General features: G+C 33.8%; 18 protein-coding genes and 1 tRNA gene. 13 read left to right on the plus strand and 6 right to left on the minus strand.

Going from position 1 to position 18,394, the window contains the following annotated elements:
• Positions 1-7: 7 nt before the first annotated feature.
• The 4 genes from ABY285_RS01480 to ABY285_RS01495 are packed head-to-tail and all read right to left on the minus strand — an operon-like array spanning position 8 to position 6,565.
• Entirely contained in the window at positions 8-3,433 is a 3,426-nt protein-coding gene (locus tag ABY285_RS01480; RefSeq protein WP_372766275.1) for an efflux RND transporter permease subunit, read from the minus strand.
• 30 nt (positions 3,434-3,463) lie between these two features.
• On the minus strand, positions 3,464-4,597 hold the full coding sequence (locus ABY285_RS01485; protein ID WP_372766277.1) for an efflux RND transporter periplasmic adaptor subunit: 1,134 nt from the start codon (positions 4,595-4,597) through the stop codon (positions 3,464-3,466).
• Between the two features lie 13 nt (positions 4,598-4,610).
• Entirely contained in the window at positions 4,611-5,954 is a 1,344-nt protein-coding gene (locus ABY285_RS01490) for a TolC family protein (protein ID WP_372766279.1), read from the minus strand.
• A 2-nt stretch (positions 5,955-5,956) separates the two neighbouring features.
• Positions 5,957-6,565, minus strand: coding sequence for a TetR/AcrR family transcriptional regulator (locus tag ABY285_RS01495; protein ID WP_372766281.1), 609 nt, complete (start codon positions 6,563-6,565; stop codon positions 5,957-5,959).
• Between the two features lie 147 nt (positions 6,566-6,712).
• Between ABY285_RS01495 and ABY285_RS01500 the strand changes: the two genes are divergently transcribed.
• The 6 genes from ABY285_RS01500 to ABY285_RS01525 all read left to right on the plus strand — a co-directional run bounded on the left by ABY285_RS01500 (position 6,713) and on the right by ABY285_RS01525 (position 11,488).
• Positions 6,713-7,684, plus strand: coding sequence for a polyprenyl synthetase family protein (locus ABY285_RS01500; RefSeq protein WP_372766284.1), 972 nt, complete (start codon positions 6,713-6,715; stop codon positions 7,682-7,684).
• Entirely contained in the window at positions 7,684-8,040 is a 357-nt protein-coding gene (locus ABY285_RS01505; RefSeq protein ID WP_372766286.1) for a hypothetical protein, read from the plus strand. Before ABY285_RS01500 ends, ABY285_RS01505 begins: the two co-directional genes overlap by 1 nt.
• A gap of 122 nt (positions 8,041-8,162) precedes the next feature.
• A tRNA-Ile gene (locus ABY285_RS01510) sits at positions 8,163-8,236 on the plus strand.
• A 189-nt stretch (positions 8,237-8,425) separates the two neighbouring features.
• The gene (locus ABY285_RS01515) at positions 8,426-9,637 is read left to right on the plus strand and encodes a S8 family serine peptidase (protein ID WP_372766288.1); all 1,212 of its coding nucleotides are present in this window, start codon (positions 8,426-8,428) and stop codon (positions 9,635-9,637) included.
• A gap of 239 nt (positions 9,638-9,876) precedes the next feature.
• Positions 9,877-10,755 (plus strand): DUF4382 domain-containing protein, encoded by an 879-nt coding sequence (locus ABY285_RS01520; RefSeq protein WP_372766290.1) that lies wholly within the window; start codon positions 9,877-9,879, stop codon positions 10,753-10,755.
• Between the two features lie 520 nt (positions 10,756-11,275).
• On the plus strand, positions 11,276-11,488 hold the full coding sequence (locus ABY285_RS01525; RefSeq protein WP_372766293.1) for a PID-CTERM protein-sorting domain-containing protein: 213 nt from the start codon (positions 11,276-11,278) through the stop codon (positions 11,486-11,488).
• Here the strand turns inward: ABY285_RS01525 and ABY285_RS01530 are convergent, their stop codons facing one another.
• Positions 11,489-12,073 (minus strand): riboflavin synthase, encoded by a 585-nt coding sequence (locus ABY285_RS01530; RefSeq protein ID WP_372766295.1) that lies wholly within the window; start codon positions 12,071-12,073, stop codon positions 11,489-11,491.
• A gap of 62 nt (positions 12,074-12,135) precedes the next feature.
• Between ABY285_RS01530 and pdxA the strand changes: the two genes are divergently transcribed.
• From pdxA to ABY285_RS01565, 7 genes are all read left to right on the plus strand, one after another.
• On the plus strand, positions 12,136-13,188 hold the full coding sequence (pdxA, locus tag ABY285_RS01535) for a 4-hydroxythreonine-4-phosphate dehydrogenase PdxA (RefSeq protein WP_372766297.1): 1,053 nt from the start codon (positions 12,136-12,138) through the stop codon (positions 13,186-13,188).
• Positions 13,189-13,255: 67 nt separating this feature from the next.
• Positions 13,256-13,822 (plus strand): DUF177 domain-containing protein, encoded by a 567-nt coding sequence (locus ABY285_RS01540; protein ID WP_372766299.1) that lies wholly within the window; start codon positions 13,256-13,258, stop codon positions 13,820-13,822.
• Positions 13,809-14,006 (plus strand): 50S ribosomal protein L32, encoded by a 198-nt coding sequence (gene rpmF / locus ABY285_RS01545; protein ID WP_372766302.1) that lies wholly within the window; start codon positions 13,809-13,811, stop codon positions 14,004-14,006. Before ABY285_RS01540 ends, rpmF begins: the two co-directional genes overlap by 14 nt.
• A gap of 151 nt (positions 14,007-14,157) precedes the next feature.
• Positions 14,158-15,153 (plus strand): beta-ketoacyl-ACP synthase III, encoded by a 996-nt coding sequence (locus tag ABY285_RS01550; protein ID WP_372766304.1) that lies wholly within the window; start codon positions 14,158-14,160, stop codon positions 15,151-15,153.
• A gap of 27 nt (positions 15,154-15,180) precedes the next feature.
• On the plus strand, positions 15,181-15,663 hold the full coding sequence (accB, locus tag ABY285_RS01555) for an acetyl-CoA carboxylase biotin carboxyl carrier protein (RefSeq protein ID WP_372766306.1): 483 nt from the start codon (positions 15,181-15,183) through the stop codon (positions 15,661-15,663).
• A 77-nt stretch (positions 15,664-15,740) separates the two neighbouring features.
• A complete protein-coding gene (gene accC / locus ABY285_RS01560; RefSeq protein ID WP_372766308.1) occupies positions 15,741-17,093 on the plus strand; it encodes an acetyl-CoA carboxylase biotin carboxylase subunit in 1,353 nt (450 codons plus the stop codon).
• An 81-nt stretch (positions 17,094-17,174) separates the two neighbouring features.
• Complete coding sequence (locus ABY285_RS01565; RefSeq protein WP_372766310.1) at positions 17,175-17,639, plus strand: Lrp/AsnC ligand binding domain-containing protein; 465 nt, start codon at positions 17,175-17,177, stop codon at positions 17,637-17,639.
• 45 nt (positions 17,640-17,684) lie between these two features.
• On the opposite strand, the gene ABY285_RS01570 is transcribed toward ABY285_RS01565, so the two are convergent.
• Positions 17,685-18,380, minus strand: a complete 696-nt coding sequence (locus tag ABY285_RS01570; RefSeq protein WP_372766312.1) for a zinc metallopeptidase — start codon at positions 18,378-18,380, stop codon at positions 17,685-17,687.
• Positions 18,381-18,394 lie beyond the last annotated feature (14 nt).

Raw genomic sequence — 18,394 nt, forward strand, 5'->3', positions numbered from 1 at the left:
TAATAAATTATTGTTTTCTGTTCAGCTTAAACTTTAAGTTATTTAACAACGAATACATTACGGGAACAATAATCAGCGTTAAGAAAGTTGAAAATGTTAAACCAAAAATAATGGTCCAGGACATAGGTCCCCAAAATGCAACGTTTTCGCCGCCAATATAAAATTCCGGATCAAACTCCGTAAACAAGGTCATAAAGTTAATATTTATTCCAATGGCCAAAGGCAACAGGCCTAAAATAGTTGTTATTGCGGTTAACAAAACAGGTCTTAAACGCGTTTTACCGCCTTCAACAATACTTTCATAAATAACTTCTTTGGTTAAAATACCTGCTTCCAATCCCAATTCCAATCGTTTTCGCACCATCACTAAGTTGGTGTAATCAATAAGTACAATGGCATTGTTCACCACAATACCCGCAAGCGAAATAATCCCAATCATGGTCATCATAATTACGAATTCCATTCTAAAGACAATTAAGCCAAGTAAAACGCCAATTAAACTTAATAATACGGTTAATGAAATGATGATTGGGGTTGAAGTTGAGTTAAATTGTGCCACAAGTATCAGAAAAATAAAAAATACCGCAATTAATAAAGACTTGCTTAAAAAAGCCATTTCTTCAGCCTGTTTTTCTTGCTCACCGGTAAAGGAAATTGAAGTGTTTTTTGGCAAATCATAATTTTTCATTTCCATTTTAATCTGATTATTTATTTCCGTAGCATTATAACCTTCAAGAACGTTTGATGCAATAGTAATGACCCTATCTAAATCTTTCCGTTTAACGGAACTGAATGTTGATGAAGTTTCGGCGTGGGCAATTGATGAAATTGGAACCTGAACAATTTTACCAGAGCTTTGATTTCTAAAAGTAATTTTTTGATTGATTAAGGCTTCTTTATTGTAACGATATTTGTCCGCTAAACGCATGTTTATGGGGTAATCATCTTCGCCGTCTTTAAAAGTGGAGATTTCTTTTCCATATAATGAAGTTCGAAGCGCATCACCTATTTGGCCGGTTGAAACATTTAAACGACGTGCTTTTTGGCGGTCTATGATGATAGGTAATTCGGGTTTTCCCTGTTCAACATCTAATTTCAATTCTTCAATGCCTAAAATATTTTTGGTTTTTATAAATTGTTTGATGTCTTCAGCGGTAGCCAATAATTGTTGATAATCATCGCCGGCAACTTCAATATTAACTGGCGATCCGGCTGGCGGACCGTCGGATGGTCGATCAACGATAATATCTACTCCTGGGATATCTTTCAGCAATGCTCTAATTTCAATTAAAACATCTTGGGTATCAACGCTTCCTCGTTCAATAAATTTAACAAAATCAATGGTTATTCGTGCTTTGTTGGGTGTTGTTCCACCATCTTGTCCGCGATTTGGATCACTTGTTCCTTCACCAACTTGCCCAATTACTGAAGTAATCAAAACGTTTTTACCATCTACTTCATATTTTTTTAAATACTGCTGAATTTTATTTTCAAGATCTATGGAAAGTTTGTTGGTGATTTCTATATCTGTTCCAATAGGATATTCCAGATAAACATAAACTTGTTTTGGAGGCGTTTCTGGAAAGAAAAGTACTTTTGGCGAAAATACCCCAAAAAGCAGTATTGAAAATAGCAATAAGCCGAATGTTCCTAAAAAGAAGATCCTTGGTCTTTTGCCTTTCAATGCAAATTTTAAAGAGCGTTCATAATAATTTTCTAAACGGGGCAGTAATTTATTCTGAAACCAGTCGGTTGCAGGGGATAATAATTTTGTGTTAATAATGCGGAGCAGCCCTGCAATCATCAATAGCAATCCGGCAGCATTTAGTCCTTTTATTTCTGAAATTAATCCGGCAATAATTAAAATAACACCTAAGGAAAATAAAATGGCACTGAAAATTACTATTTTTTTAAAATTAACTTCGTCTTCTTTTATTTTCATATAAACGGAAGTCAGCATTGGGTTTATCACCAAAGCGACAAATAACGAGGAAGTTAGAACGATGATGAGCGTAATGGGTAAATAGCGCATAAATTCCCCCATCATTCCAGGCCAAAAAGCCAACGGTAAAAAGGCAGCCAGCGTTGTTGACGTTGAAGCAACAATAGGCATGGCAACTTCACCAACGCCATATTTAGCGGCATCAATTTTTGAGCAGCCTTCATCTAATAAACGGTAAACATTTTCAACGACAACAATCCCGTTATCCACGAGCATTCCCAATGCAATTACCAAAGAGAACAGCACCATGGTATTTAAGGTTACGCCCAAAGCATTCAATATGATGAAAGACATAAACATGGACAATGGAATTGCAATTCCAACAAAAAGGGCATTTCTTATTCCAAGGAAGAAAAGCAGCACAACTACCACTAAAATAATTCCCAGAATAATGCTGTTTTCCAAATCAGAAACCATGGTTTTTGTATCGTTTGTTTGGTCGTTGGTTTTAGAAATGCTTAAATTGGAAGGAAAATAACTTTCTTTGGCTTTGGCGATAATTTCATCAATTTGCGTGGAAGCGATAATTAAATTTTCACCGCCGCGTTTGGTAACATCAAGCATAACAACAGGCTGTGAAAATTCACGTGCATAACTTTGTTTTTCCTGTTCTTTAAAGGTAACGGTTGCAATATCGCGCAGGTAAACAATTTCTTCGTTTTCCTGTTTTACAATAATATTTGCAATTTCATCAGCCGATTTAAATTCTCCTAAAACACGAACATTTCTTCGCAAACCATTTTCCAATAAATCGCCGCCCGAGACAGTCATATTTTCATTTTGAATGGCCTGTGCAATATCAGAAAAGCTGATTTTGGAAATTTCCATTTTGTATAAATCAACGCTGATTTCCATTTCTTTGTCTTGAATTCCGCGGATGTCAACTTTTGAAATTTCAGGAACTTTTTCAATTTCATCTTCTAAATATTCCCCGTATTCTTTAAGTTCATCCATAGAAAAATCACCCGATAAATTAATGTTCATAATAGGCATTAATTCAGCGAAGTTTAATTCTTTCACATTGGGGTCGGCGGGTAAATCCTTTGGGAAATCGTTATCAGATTTTGCGGCGTCAACTTTATCTTTTACTTTTCGCAAGGCTTCGGTTGGCGTAACGCTAAAATCGAATGTCACTTTTATGGATGAAAACCCTTCAATAGAAGTGGAGGTAATTTCATCTACACCTGAAATTCCGTTTATTTCTTTCTCTAACGGACGCGTAATTAATTTCTCAATATCAATTGCAGAGTTTCCGGGATAAGCGGTTGATACAAATATTTCGGGCACAACAATTTCAGGGAAAGCTTCTCTTGGCATACTTTGATAAGAATAAATTCCTGCCAAAAAAATCATTCCAATAATTACAAACACAGTCATTTTATTGTTAATTGACCAAGTTGAAAGTTTGAATTCTTTTAATACTTTACTCATTTTAGATGCTTTTCTAGGTTTGGTGCAGAATTACTCTTTACTTATTTTAACAATGTCTCCTTCTTTTACAAATCTAGCACCAGCATTTATCAGGATGTCATTTTTAGTCAATCCGGCACTTATATATATTTCATGATTGTATTCATTGGCAACGGTAATCATATTCTTGACCACTTTTTGCTCATTATTTTCAGCGACAAGGGTAAAAACGTAATTATTGCCATTTTGGTCCTGTTGCACTAATGATGTGGGGATAATGATTCCCTTTGTTTCAAAATCCACTATTTTAATGTCAGCTAACAAATTGGGTTTAATACTTTGATCCGGATTGTTTAAGTTAATTCTGATTTTAAAGCTTCGGTTTGCCGGATTTATATAATTACTTACCTGTGATATTTTTGAAGTTATTTCTTTATTTATGGAGGTGAAATGAACAACAGTCTCGGTTCCTTGTTTAATTATGGGTAAATAGGTCTCGGTTACATCCGCTTCCACATACACATTGTCCAAATTTAACAATCTTACGGCTGGCATTTGGGGATTGGTTAGTTCTCCCAATCTTGGGAAAATTTCATCAACAGTTCCACTAAAAGGCGCAGTAATTTTCATTTTTCTTGCCTGAGTTCTTAAGGATGATAAATTATTTTCTAAACCTTCTTTTTGGGCTTTTGCCTGAAGATATTGCATTTCTGAACCAATTTTTTGTTTCCAAAGCCTTTCCTGACGTTCAAAGGTTGTGTTTGCCAAGGTTAATTGCGTGTTCAGTTCATTAATGCTGTTTCTTATGGAGGAATCATCCAGTTGAATTAAAAGTTGGCCGGAAACCACTTTTTGGCCTTCTTTTACCAAAATGGCAGTTACGGTTCCGCCTAATTCCGGACTTATTTCTATGTTTTTGTTGGCTTGGGCAACGCCTTGAACTTCCAGAAAATGTTTAAAAACATCATTTTTAACCGGAAGAATTGTTACCGATTGAAGGTTTTTATCGGAATCTAATTTGGAAATTTCTTTTTCCACAGATTTTAATGCTGCGTTTAAACTGTCTATTTTAGAAACCAATATTGTTTTTTGGGCATTTAATTCTTCTAAGGAAGATTTTTTTACGTCATCTCCACAAGATATAGTAATGATGGCAGCAATAAAAAGGAATGTTATTTTTTTCATTGTATTCAATTTTCTAGTTGTTGATTGGTGTGTTAAGTGCGTTGTCTAAAGTTGCTTTATTGGCGATAACATTTAGCATCGCCTGCAAATAACTTTGTTGCATCGTATATAATTGTCTTTGCGCTTCCAGCAGGTCAAAACTTGTTGAAATTCCTTCAAAAAATTTGATTTGTTGTTTTTTTTCAATGCGCTCAGCCAAAGACAAATTTTGTTCGGAGGTTTCATACTCTTCAATACTGAAATTGTAATTTGTTTTGGCCGAAGCTAATAAAAGCGATAATTTTTGTTCAGTTTCGGTAAGGTTTGTTTTTGCTTTTTCAAGTTCAATTTTGGCTTGTTGTGTTCTTGAACTTCGCGCAAGGCTGCTGAATATAGGAATATCTAAACTAACGCCAAGCAAAGAAGAATCGAACCATTTTTGTTCTTTTTTCATAAAGTCAAAACTTTGACCAAATCCGGCATAACCAAAGTTTACAAAACTTTTTAAAGTGGGCAATGCTTTGCTTTGTTCCAGCTTCACGAACAGTTCATTGGCTTTTTCAGTGTTTTTTGCAATTTTATAATCAATATGGTTTTCAATAGTTAAATCGGAGGAAAGCAATTCCAAATTAATATTTTCTTGGGTAAGATTGGTTAACGAATCTGTTAATATTATGGAAGTATTGATGTCTAATCCCAAAGTGATGTTTAACATTTTGTAGGCAATCAGGTTTAAATTTTTAGTTTTGGAAAGCTGACTTTTAACAGATGACAAAGTGATTTTTAGTTGTTCAACATTTTCTTCTTCAATAAATCCATTTAGAAAAATTTGAGTGGTTTCTTCCAGGTTTTTTTCTAACGTTTTTAGGTTTTTTTCTATAATTAAAATGCTTTCTTCACTTACAAGCACATTTCCGTAGGCATTAATAACCGCTTCTCTAATACCGAGTTCAGTTTTTACTTTCGCGTTTTCTGAAATCTTTAAATATGTTTTTGCCGATTGCAATCCCACTAAATAAGATCCGTCGAAAATCAACTGATTTAAAGTTGCTGTGGCATTCATATTGTGTTTAGTAACAAACGAAACCTCTGTAAATTCACCTGGCGCACCCCCAATAAACGCTGCAGGAATTAATATGAGTTGTTCCTTTAACCATTGAGTATAATCTATTTTGGCGTCAATTTGTGGTAAACCAATTGTTGTAGTTTCCCATTTTTTCTTTTTCGCAATTGCTACATCTCTATCTGCATTTATGGAGGCGTAACTATTTTGCAATGCGAAATCTATAGCTTGTTTAAGTGATAATGAAGTGCTTTCCTGTGCATTTATGGCAATGCTAAAAAGTATTCCAATAAACAGCGTTAGTATTTTTTTCATTTTTAAATTATATTTATTTTTAATTGTTGTTCTAAAATTTTTATTCCTTTCTCTGTTGCTATAGCTCTTGTGTGATATTCAAGAACACTGGTTTCTAATTTGTTTAAAGTATTTTTATTGTAGGCATGTAATTTGGAATTATGGACACTCATTGCTAAGGAAAAGTAGAATTTAGTAACAAGTTCTTCATCAATATTTTTTCTATATAAGCCTTCAGCCATTCCTTTTTTGAGGTTATTTGAAATACAATCTTTAAACATTGAAAATTCGTTAGCCATAATTTTGCTAAATGTTTTTGGGTAGTATTTTTCAAGTTGGTACATAGGAGAATCATCGGAATTCTTAAACATATTTTTAAACATATTTTTAATCTCAAAATTTTCTTGAATGGCATTATAACCTTTATCACAAATACAGTACACTTCATTGTGCATGGTTTCATGGACAAGAGATACCGTTTCATCTACAAGTTCTTCTTTGTTTTTAAAATACTTGTAAATAGTTTTTTTTGATATGGCTAACTCATTAGCGATATCATCCATGGTTACACTTTTAAATCCGAGTTTTAAAAATATATCTCCAGCTTTTTTAAGTATTGTTTCTTTCATCATTTATAATTCGAGGTGCAAATATAATAAAGGAAACTTCAAACACAAAAAAAGTTTCCAAAGTTTTTGTAAAATTATTTGATTTTATCTTTTTGGCATTTTTTTAATTAGCCTCGAATGATGTATTTTTACGTCAAATTTGTATCAAAAATGGAGCGTATTGAAACTTATAAAGAAAATTTCGTTGGTTATTTAAACGGAAAAATTGGTGTAAAAGAGCCTGCCAATTTATATGAGCCTATACATTATATACTTGAAATAGGCGGAAAACGCCTGCGTCCGGTATTAACTTTAATGACTTGTGACCTGTTTCATGGAAATGTAAAAAATGCGTACGATGCGGCTTTGGCCATAGAAATATTTCATAATTTCACATTAGTGCATGACGATATTATGGACAGTGCACCAATAAGAAGAGGCCATGAAACTGTTCATAAAAAATGGGATATCAATACCGGAATTTTATCGGGAGATGCCATGTTAATTATGGCTTATCAATGCTTTGAAAATTATGAAGAACCTGTTTTTAAGAAGTTATTAAAATTATTCAGCAAAACATCCCTTGAAGTTTGTGAAGGCCAGCAACTGGATGTTGATTTTGAATCCAGAACGGATGTCAACATTCCTGAATATATACAAATGATCACTTACAAAACCTCGGTTTTGGTGGCTGCAGCCATGAAAATGGGCGCTATTATTGCGAAAGTTGACAATGCTGAAGCTGAACTCATTTACGATTTCGGTTTAAATCTGGGAATTGCTTTCCAATTACAGGATGATTATCTGGATACTTTTGGTGATGAAGCGCTGTTTGGAAAACAAATAGGAGGGGATATTGCCGAAAATAAAAAGACATTTTTGTATTTAAAGGCCATCGAAGTTTGCGGGATTGATGATAAAGAAAAACTGATGGACTTTTATGATGCCAATGCCAAAAATGACAATAAGATTGCGAAAGTGACTCAAATTTTCAATAATAACAACATTGCAGAAATTACAATTCAGGAAATTGAAAGGTTTACAAATAAATCATTTGAAATTTTAGATAAATTATCGATTTCTAATGAAAAAAAAGCCATTCTTAAAAATTTCGGAATCAGTTTAATGAAACGTACCATTTAATGTTACCAGCAAAAAAATCTTTAGAGTTATTAAAATCAATAGCAATTGAAAATTTATACGAGCGCTTAATTGAGCAGTTAAATAAAGATTTCCAATTGGCAAATGTGGCCTTAAGTTTTGACATTACAAATTCACCGGTTCAGCTTAAAAAAAGATTATTTGAAGTTTTATATAATTTAATCACCAATCAATATGATAATTATTTAAGCCTGTTGTACAGAATTGATGTTCCCGAAAGTGAATTGGCCAAACTGAAGAATGATGATTTAACGACGAGTATTGAGGAAATAACCTATTTGGTTTTAAAAAGAGAATACCAGAAAGTATGGTTTAAGCAAAATTTTGAAAAAATTTAATTCAGTTAAAACAATATAAAAGCTAACATACAAGTGGTTAGGTTAGATTTAAAAAATTTTAAAAATTGATTAAAATCATTGTGCATAAACGAAAATAGTGGTAATATTGCAAACCAGTTTTAGGTCCCATAGCTCAGCTGGTTAGAGTACCTGACTCATAATCAGGGTGTCCTTGGTTCGAGCCCAAGTGGGACCACAAAATAAAAGAAAGCTTTTCATTTTTGAAAGGCTTTTTTTTGTGCCCAAATTTTATTTTTGTGGCATTAAGGTCACTATTTATATTACTTAATTATAAAGTTTGGCATTTTCAATGAGAAATTAACATTTATTATTTTATTTTTTGTAATTTAGTATTTACGACTACCAATTTTAAAAATTCATACACATGAAAACAACTAAATTCTTATTAAAAATTGTCTTATTTTTTGTTTTAACAATACCATTATTTTTTATTGGATGTCAAAATGATGACGGGCAAATAGTAACTCAGGAAATGGATGCTCCTGTTAATTTTAAATCAGTACCTATTGAAGGCCAGTACATTGTTATTTTAAATGGAGAGTCTTCCGCTAAAAAGGCCAATTTAAAATACAGCCAGATGAAAAGCGTTTTAACTGATGAAATTTTTTCTAAGTTTTCTAATATTCAGTTGGCCAAAGAAAATATTATTCAAACTTATGGATATAGTATAAATGGATTTGCAGCCAAGCTTGATGAAAATCAACTTCAACTGCTGAAAAAAGACAGTCGTATCAAATTAATTGAGCAAGATCAGTTAATGATGCTCGGAAAGCCCGCTTGGGCAGGTGGTGGTGGCAGCACAACCACCCCTCAGGAAGTGCCTTGGGGTATTGCAAGGGTTAATGGAGGTGTAAATGGAACTAACACAGGCACAGCTTGGATTATTGATACCGGAATTGATTTTTCACATCCAGATTTAAATGTTGATGTATTAAGAAGTAGATCTTTTCTTGGAGGAAAAGATGCTAACGATCCAAATGATGCCAACGGACATGGAACTCATGTTGCAGGTACTATTGCTGCAATTGATAACTCAGAAGGCGTAATTGGTGTAGCGGCAGGCGCCAAAGTTGTTGCGGTACGTGTTTTAGACAGAAGAGGGAGCGGCAGTTATTCAGGTGTCATGGCTGGAGTAGATTATGTTGGAGCAAATGGTTCTTCTGGTGATGTAGCAAATATGAGTCTTGGAGGTTCTTTTTCACAGGCTTTGAATGATGCTGTTGTGGCTGCTTCAAGCGGAGGTGTAATGTTTTGCCTTGCTGCAGGGAATGAAAGCGATGATGCCAATAATCATTCACCTGCCAGCGCGAATGGTACTTATATTGTCACCGTTTCAGCGTCAGATAGCAATAATAACTTTGCGAGTTTTTCTAATTTTGGAAATCCACCAATTGATTGGTGCGCTCCGGGAGTAAGCATTAAGTCTACTTGGATAGATGGTGGATATAATACCATTTCAGGAACTTCAATGGCAACACCTCACGTTGCCGGAGTATTACTTTTAGGTAGTGGGACAAAACTTATGGAGGTAATTGGTGATCCTGACTCAAGTCCTGACTGGATTATAAAACATTAACAGTAAAAATTAAATTATAAAACATTTCTTTATTTATTGGCAGAGTTTTTGCTGAATGGTTTGTTATATAACATAGATGGTAGTTATTTGTACACAAAAGGAATAAACTATTAAATTAATTTTAAGGTGAATCTGATGTGTGAATTATATAACTCTATGATAAAATTGTGTAACAGTTTTCTCTTAAGAAGAGTCCATCTTTGTATTAAGAATAAATTTTTAATTAAAAATTAAAAGAGATGATGTTAAAAAGAATTTATGTTGCAGCCATTGGAGCAATGGTTGTAATGCTGGGATTTCAAAGTTGTGACAATACTGATGACAGCAACAACACTGCGAGAGTTCAATTAAAGTTAGTTGATGCACCTGGAAATTATTTAGAAGTGAATGTTAATATTGTAGATATTCAGTATAACAGTGGAGACAGCGAAGAAGGTTGGATGAGTTTTGGAGAGCCGGAAGATTATCCTATTAATGTTGACTTAACGACACTTATTGCTGGGAATAGCCTTTTATTGACAGATCAAATTATTCCTTCAGGGATGTTAAAACAAATAAGACTTGTTTTAGGAGACGGCAATACGCTTAAAATAGAAGGGGAAGTTGAAGGTCAAGGAGAAATGATGCCCCTTAACACGCCAAGTGCCATGCAGTCTGGTTTAAAATTAAAGATGAATACCATCTTGGAGCCAGGTTATACTTATTCATTTATACTTGACTGGGATGTTCAAAAATCGGTTGTAATGGCAGGAACTTCTGGCATGTACAATTTGAAACCTGTAATAAGGGTAAATGCTGAAGTGAATTCAGGGTCTATTGCTGGCAATGTATCGGGTGAAGTTTTAGTCGATGGTTTGAGTACTTTTCCCGCTTTAGAGAATTTAACAGTTGGGGTTTATACAGCTAATGCAGTTGCTGGTGAGCCTGATGTTTATGTAACAGAAAGCAGAACAATTGCTGATGGTGATTTTTTAATTCAAGGACTTGCTTCCGGAGATTACATATTAAAAATAATGAATCAGGAAGCGTATGATGATTATGTGTCAACACCAATAACAGTAAGTGTTGGAGCTGTTAATACCATTGAGCCAATAGTGCTAATGATACCGACTGCTTAAAAAACACATTTGGTATTTTTAATATCAGTTAAATAGCATAATTTTAAAAACCCGCTTTAGAGATAAGGCGGGTTTTTATTTTAGCTGCCAATAAAAAATATAATTTGAGTGATAACTTAAATAAGAAATGTTTTAGAATGAGATGCTTTCAATCAGAAATAAAGTGAAAATCAATTTTTCTGCTATCATAAAACCATTTGTGTTAAAAAGGAGGCGATTTGTTTATTTATTTTAATTTTTATTAGGTATGTAATTAATAAATTTATATTTGCCGCAAGAATTGATTTGCCTTGAGAGATGATACTAAAAGCAATGTGATTTTTGTTAAAATAAAATTACTTTTAGGTATAAATTAGGAGTCAAAATTAAGCGCTGGCCATTAATAAATTAAAGTGAACAATTCTGGTTTTTTTTAGATTCACAATAAGATTTAAAACGACGCGTTAAAAACACACCAATTGTTAAAATAATCGTTTTATTCAATTAAATTTTTTAAGTATGTATCATATTCAACCCCACAATGAAAAAAAAAAGGATTAACATATTTTTGTTGAGTTTCTGTTTTATGCTCATAAGTGTTGTGGCATATTCTAAGAAGCCACCTTATCCTCCTAAGAATGCTGCTGCGGGTCCTCCTCCTCCTCCTCCTGGTTTGCCAATAGACGGCGGATTATCGTTGTTATTAGTTTCTGGAGTGGCTTATGGAATATATGAATTGAAAAGAAAAAAATAATTACTTTTCCAGCAACCTCGCTACATACTTTCCAATAACATCAAATTCTAAATTAACCACTGTTCCTGTTTTGAATGTGTGAAAATTGGTAAATTCATAGGTATAAGGAATAATCGCCACCGAAAAACTGTTTTTTTTGGAATTTACCACAGTTAAACTCACCCCATTTATGGTTATGGAACCTTTTTCAATGGTAATGTTGTTATAAGTATTGTCGTATTCAAAACTAAATACCCAACTGCCATTTTCTTCAATAACATTTGTACAAACTGCAGTTTGGTCAACATGTCCTTGAACAATATGTCCGTCCAATCTGGCACCAAGAATCATAGCGCGTTCCAAATTTATTTTATCACCAACCGCAATATATTTCAAATTGGATTTATCAAGGGTCTCTTTTATGGCGGTAACCTTATATTCCTTGCCTTTAAGATTTACAATGGTCAAACAAACGCCGTTGTGCGCAATACTTTGATCTATTTTTAATTCGGGAGTAAAATTACTTTCAATAGTAATATGAAGATTTTCTCCTTCCTTCTTTAGGTTTTTAACAATACCTACACTTTCTATTATACCGGTAAACATATTTTTTTCAATTTAATTGACTACTTTTGATGATTCAAAATTAAGTATAATAAACCTGATTAATGGACAAATCTGAAAAAATAGTATTGGGAATTTCTATAGGAGATTTTAATGGTATTGGAATAGAAATTATTTTGAAAACCTTTTTGGATAAACGGATGTTCGATTTTTGTACGCCGGTTCTTTTTGGTTCAGCCAAATTGATTACAGCCTATAAAAAAAATATGGATATTAATTTGCTTTTTAATGGGATAAGGCAAGTTGACGCGGCTATACAAGGTCGGTTCAATGTATTAAATTTGTGGAAAGACGATATTGAAGTAAATTTAGGAAAACCAACGGCAGAATCAGGAAAACACGCATTTGAATCGTTGGAAGCAGCTACAAATGCATTGGCCAAAGGAGAAATCGATTTGCTGGTAACCGCCCCTATTAATAAAGAGAACATTCAGTCGGAAGATTTTAAATTTCCAGGTCATACAGAATATTTGGAATCAAAATTGAAAGGCGAAAGTTTAATGATTTTAATGTCTGAAAGTTTAAGAATAGGATTAATTACAGGCCATATTCCTGTTTCAAAAGTTGCAGCATCAATAAACCCTGAATTAATTAAGAAAAAAGTAGCCATATTATACAAAACTTTGGTAGAGGATTTTGCCATCTCAAAACCTAAAATTGCCATATTGGGATTAAATCCGCACTGTGGTGATCATGGCGTTATAGGAAATGAAGATGATGACATGATACGTCCAACAATTGCTGAAATTCAAAATGAAGGGAAATTAGTTTATGGACCATATGCTGCTGATGGCTTTTTTGGTTCAGAAAATTATAAAAATTTTGATGCTATTTTAGCCATGTATCATGACCAGGGTTTGGCGCCATTTAAAGCATTATCATTTGGAGAAGGAGTCAACTTTACAGCAGGTTTGGATAAAGTAAGAACCTCGCCAGATCACGGCACAGCCTATGATTTAGCAGGGAAAGATGAGGCAAATATTAACTCGTTTAAAGAAGCGGTTTTTAGCGGAATTCAAATTTTTAAAACAAGGAGAGAATATAAGAGATTGACAGAAAACGCTTTAAAAAGTACCCAATCAAAAGAAAATAGATAAATATTCGAAATATATTTTAGATATATTTATAATTTTATATCTTTGCACGCTCAAATTGAAGTTTGAAATGAAAGATTTAAAGGAGTTTGACATTTCTTTTATTGGTTTAAAAGAGGGAATTCATCAATTTGAATATACAATTGACAAGAAGTTCTTTGATTTTTTTAATTATGATGAGTTTTACGATTCAAACGTAAAAGTGGAATTGTCATTTTTAAAAAATACGACAATTTTTGAATTGGATTTTGCTTTTTCTGGCTGGGTTGAGGTAGCTTGTGATGTAACCACAGAGTTATTTCATCAACCAATAGAAACTGACATTCATTTAGTTGTGAAATTTGGAGACGAATTTAATGATGAAAACGAAGAGCTATTAATCATACCGTTTTCTGAAAATAAAATTAATGTTGCCCAATACATTTATGAAGCAATTGTGTTGTCGGTGCCATTAAAAAGAGTCCATCCAGGAGTAATTGACGGATCACTTCACTCGGAAGTTTTAGAGAAGTTAAAAGAACTTGAAATAAAAGAAGAAGAAGAACAAGAAGAGAATAAAACCAAGGAAAACGATCCGAGGTGGAATAAATTAAGAAATATACAAATAGAAAAAAATAAGAGCAATGGCACATCCTAAAAGAAAGATATCAAAAACAAGAAGAGACAAAAGAAGAACTCATTACAAAGCAGTAGTTCCACAAGTGGCTATTGACCCAACAACAGGTGAAGCTCATTTATATCACAGAGCTCACTGGCATGAAGGAAAATTGTATTACAGAGGTCAAATAGTAATTGATTCAGCAGAAGTAGTTCAAGCTTAATCATTTTCATGTAAAAATTTAAAAAACTCTCATTTTGAGAGTTTTTTTTTACTTTTTAGGTTAAAATCAATCAAAATTGATAAAAAACACTAAAAAATCGAAATAAATTTCATTTCTTTGAAACGCTGTTTTGATTAAAAGAAAGCAAAATATGGCGAAAATTACCGCGGTGATAACTGCAGTTGGAAAATATGTTCCTGAGGATATTCTAACAAATGAAATGTTAGAAAAAATGGTGGATACTCATGATGAATGGATTATGGCCAGAACCGGAATTAAAGAACGAAGAATTTTAAAAGGAGAGGGTAAAGGAACTTCTTTTATGGCAATTAAAGCAGCCCAACAGTTGCTGGATAAGAAAAAATTAGATCCAAAAGAAATTGAATTGGTTATAGTGGCAACAGCCACACCAGATATGCAGGCAGCAGCAACGGCTGTTTATGTTGCTACCGAAATTGGTGCAACAAATGCTTTTGGTTTTGATTTGGAAGCGGCTTGTTCAAGTTTTTTATATGGAATGACTGTTGCTGCAAGATATATTGAATCTGGAAAATACAAAAAGGTTTTGCTTATTGGAGCCGACAAATGTTCTTCCATGATTGATTATACAGACAGGGCGACTTGTATTATATTTGGTGATGGAGCCGGAGCAGTTTTATTTGAACCAAATGAAGAAGGTTTAGGATTGCAGGACGAATATTTGAGAAGCGATGGTACAGGAAGAGCGTTTTTACAAGTAAAAGCTGGCGGTTCAATGTATCCAATGACAAAAGAAGCTATAGACAATAAGGAAAATTTTGTTTTTCAGGACGGCAAAACTGTTTTTAAAAATGCAGTTTTCAATATGGCAGACGCAACGGTTAAAATTTTGGAACGCAATAATTTAACAAAAGACGACATCAATTGGCTTGCCGCCCATCAGGCAAACAAACGTATTATTGAGGCAACGGCAAACAGAATTGAATTAGACAGTTCAAAAGTAATGATGAACATTCAAAATTATGGTAACACAACATCGGCAACATTGCCATTGCTTTTGGCCGATTATGAGCAACAACTTAAAAAAGGAGATAATATAATTTTCGCAGCATTTGGAGGTGGTTTCACTTGGGGATCAATTTACTTTAAATGGGCATACAATTCTTAATCAATTAACAATTAAAACCAAATGAGTATGGATTTAAAAGATATTCAAAATCTGATAAAATTTGTAGCCAAATCTGGCGCAAGTGAAGTTAAGTTAGAAATGGAAGATATTAAAATCACCATAAAAACTGGAGTTGAAAAAACAGAAACAACAATTGTTCAACAGTCACCTCAAGGGATTCCTCAGTTGCAGGGAGCATTACAAGCATTGCCGGTTACGCCTTCTGGAGAATCTACAAATGAAGATTCTGTTTCGGGAAAAGAAAATCAATACATAGAAATTACTTCACCGATAATTGGTACATTTTACAGAAGACCGTCACCGGATAAACCTGTTTTTGTTGAAGTTGGAGATATTGTAACCCCAAATACAATTGTATGTATGGTTGAGGCAATGAAATTATTTAATGAAATTGAATCTGAAGTTTCAGGGAAAATAGTAAAAATATTAGTGGAAGACGGAACTCCGGTTGAGTATGGACAACCAATATTTTTAGTTGAGCCTATATAATTTTAATTCCAATTTTCATCATATAAGTTTCAAAATTTATTTGAAATGGATTGTTGGTTATAATAATTGAAAACAGTATGTTTAAAAAAATATTAATTGCAAACAGAGGTGAAATAGCTTTAAGAGTTATTCGCACCTGCCGAGAAATAGGAGTTAAAACGGTGGCTGTATATTCAACTGCCGATTCAGAAAGTTTACATGTTCGTTTTGCCGATGAAGCGGTGTGCATTGGACCGCCTCCAAGCAATGAATCTTATTTAAAAATGTCGGCTATATTGGCCGCCGCCGAAATAACAAATGCCGATGCCATTCATCCCGGTTATGGTTTTTTGTCTGAAAATGCTAAATTTTCAAAATTATGTGAAGAACATGGTATAAAATTTATTGGAGCAACTTCAGATATGATTAGCAAAATGGGTGATAAGGCCTCAGCCCGTGCTACTATGAAAGCGGCAGGGGTACCAATTATTCCAGGCTCAGAAGGTATATTGGAATTATATGAAGATGCTGAAAAGTTGGCAGATGAAATGAAATATCCCGTAATGCTAAAAGCAACTGCAGGAGGTGGAGGAAAAGGAATGAGAGCTGTTTATAATAAAAGCGACCTTAAAAATGCTTGGGATGCAGCCAGGCAAGAAGCGTTTGCCTGTTTTGGAAATGACGGCATGTATATGGAGAAATTGATTGAAGAACCTCGCCATATTGAAATTCAAATTATTGGAGATTCCTTCGGAAAAGCATGTCATTTATCGGAAAGAGATTGTTCTATTCAACGCCGTCACCAAAAACTTACGGAAGAAGCACCTTCGCCTTTTATGACGACGCAATTAAGAAAAAAAATGGGTGAAGCTGCCGTGAAAGCTGCAGAATATATCTCTTATGAAGGAGCCGGTACCATTGAATTTTTGGTGGATAAACATAAAAATTTCTACTTTATGGAAATGAACACCCGTATTCAGGTGGAACATCCAATAACGGAGCAGGTAATGGATTATGATTTAATTTATGAACAAATTAAAGTAGCTGCCGGAATTCCTATTTCAGGTAAAAACTATTTTCCTAAATTGCACTCTATTGAATGCCGAATAAATGCGGAAGATCCCTATAAAGATTTTAGGCCTTCACCGGGTAAAATTACAACATTACATATTCCTGGAGGCCATGGGATTAGAGTAGACACTCATGTTTATGCTGGTTATACAATACCGCCAAATTATGATTCTATGATTGCAAAATTAATCACAACGGCACAAACACGTGAAGAGGCAATCAGTAAAATGAAAAGAGCCTTGGACGAATTTGTGATTGAAGGAATAAAAACCACCATTCCTTTTCACAGGCAATTAATGGATCATCCTGATTATATAGCCGGTAATTACACTACAAAATTTATGGAAGATTTTGAAATTCAACGGGAGGAAGATAAATAAAATTTAAAATTGAAATAAAAATAAAGGATATGATTTTTCATATCCTTTATTTTTTTAAATTTACTTTCATATTTTTATAAAATGAAAGAAAAAGAATTACACTTCGACGGGATTGATAAAATTATTTTAAAACATTTAATGGAGGATGCCCGAACGCCAATTTTAAGTATTGCCCGTGAAATTGGAATATCTGGCGCTGCAATTCATCAAAGGTTGCGAAAATTAGAAGCGGCCGGGTTAATTATAGGCTCAAAATTTATGATCAATCCGAAAGTATTGGGATACAAAACGTTGGCCTTTGTTGGAATTTTTCTGGATTCTGCCAGTAAATATTCCGCGGCTCTTATTCGATTAAAAGAGATTCCTGAAGTTATTGAAAGTCATTATACAACTGGGAATTACGCCATCTTCATAAAAATTATATGTAAAGACAATGAGCATCTAATGAATTTGCTCAATCAGGAAATTCAATCTATTGAAGGTGTTGCAAGAACAGAAACGTTTATTTCGCTCGACCAACAAATTGACCGTCAAATTAAACTATAAAAAAAGCCGTTTAAAACGGCCTTTTTTATAGTATTTCAATCTTTCTTAATCTCGGGATCCAAAAATAGTCAAGCCCCAATAAAGCAACATCGCCAATGATCCTATTGCCGCCACCAAGTATGTCCTTGCTGCCCATTTTAAAGCATCTTTAGCGCCATCTTGCTCTCTGTTGGTGAGCATATTATTCGTTTTTAGCCAAGCCAAAGCCCTATTGCTGGCGTCATATTCGACTGGCAAAGTGATAAAGCTAAATAAGGTTGCAAGCGCCATCATGGCAAGTCCAATAATTGCAATGGTAAAACCAATACCTGTATTGCCTGAAACTGCACCCAAAATTAAACCTCCAATAACCAGCCATTGTGAAAATTTTGAAGAAATATTTACTGCCGGCACTAAAGACGAACGCATTTGCAGCCATTGGTAGGCTTGCGCATGTTGAACGGCATGCCCAACTTCATGAGCGGCTACGCAAGCAGAGGCTGCATTCCGTTGTTCATAAACCGATTCGCTTAAATTTACGGTTTTTGTTAACGGATTGTAATGATCAGTTAATTGACCGGGTGTTGATATAATTTTTACATCATAAATACCATTGTCATGTAGCATTTTTTCGGCAATTTCCCTTCCGCTTAAACCATTTTCTAATTGTAAAGTGGAGTAATACTTAAATTTCTTTTTCAACTTTTGGCTCACCAACCAGCTAATTAATGATACCAAGCCAATAATAATATAAAATCCCATAGGTTTCTTTTTAA

Source organism: Lutibacter sp., from assembly GCF_041555395.1.
In the GTDB taxonomy this organism is placed as follows: domain Bacteria; phylum Bacteroidota; class Bacteroidia; order Flavobacteriales; family Flavobacteriaceae; genus Lutibacter.

Bases quoted from the DNA above. Each gene is read 5' to 3' on its own strand.
- rpmF (WP_372766302.1), top strand. From the start codon at position 13,809: ATGGCACATCCTAAAAGAAAGATATCAAAAACAAGAAGAGACAAAAGA.
- ABY285_RS01505 (WP_372766286.1), top strand. From the start codon at position 7,684: ATGTTACCAGCAAAAAAATCTTTAGAGTTATTAAAATCAATAGCAATT.
- ABY285_RS01500 (WP_372766284.1), top strand. From the start codon at position 6,713: ATGGAGCGTATTGAAACTTATAAAGAAAATTTCGTTGGTTATTTAAAC.
- pdxA (WP_372766297.1), top strand. From the start codon at position 12,136: ATGGACAAATCTGAAAAAATAGTATTGGGAATTTCTATAGGAGATTTT.
- ABY285_RS01525 (WP_372766293.1), top strand. From the start codon at position 11,276: ATGAAAAAAAAAAGGATTAACATATTTTTGTTGAGTTTCTGTTTTATG.
- ABY285_RS01495 (WP_372766281.1), bottom strand. From the start codon at position 6,565: ATGATGAAAGAAACAATACTTAAAAAAGCTGGAGATATATTTTTAAAA.
- ABY285_RS01565 (WP_372766310.1), top strand. From the start codon at position 17,175: ATGAAAGAAAAAGAATTACACTTCGACGGGATTGATAAAATTATTTTA.
- accB (WP_372766306.1), top strand. From the start codon at position 15,181: ATGGATTTAAAAGATATTCAAAATCTGATAAAATTTGTAGCCAAATCT.
- ABY285_RS01530 (WP_372766295.1), bottom strand. From the start codon at position 12,073: ATGTTTACCGGTATAATAGAAAGTGTAGGTATTGTTAAAAACCTAAAG.
- ABY285_RS01485 (WP_372766277.1), bottom strand. From the start codon at position 4,597: ATGAAAAAAATAACATTCCTTTTTATTGCTGCCATCATTACTATATCT.
- accC (WP_372766308.1), top strand. From the start codon at position 15,741: ATGTTTAAAAAAATATTAATTGCAAACAGAGGTGAAATAGCTTTAAGA.
- ABY285_RS01480 (WP_372766275.1), bottom strand. From the start codon at position 3,433: ATGAGTAAAGTATTAAAAGAATTCAAACTTTCAACTTGGTCAATTAAC.
- ABY285_RS01490 (WP_372766279.1), bottom strand. From the start codon at position 5,954: ATGAAAAAAATACTAACGCTGTTTATTGGAATACTTTTTAGCATTGCC.
- ABY285_RS01570 (WP_372766312.1), bottom strand. From the start codon at position 18,380: ATGGGATTTTATATTATTATTGGCTTGGTATCATTAATTAGCTGGTTG.
- ABY285_RS01550 (WP_372766304.1), top strand. From the start codon at position 14,158: ATGGCGAAAATTACCGCGGTGATAACTGCAGTTGGAAAATATGTTCCT.
- ABY285_RS01540 (WP_372766299.1), top strand. From the start codon at position 13,256: ATGAAAGATTTAAAGGAGTTTGACATTTCTTTTATTGGTTTAAAAGAG.
- ABY285_RS01520 (WP_372766290.1), top strand. From the start codon at position 9,877: ATGATGTTAAAAAGAATTTATGTTGCAGCCATTGGAGCAATGGTTGTA.
- ABY285_RS01515 (WP_372766288.1), top strand. From the start codon at position 8,426: ATGAAAACAACTAAATTCTTATTAAAAATTGTCTTATTTTTTGTTTTA.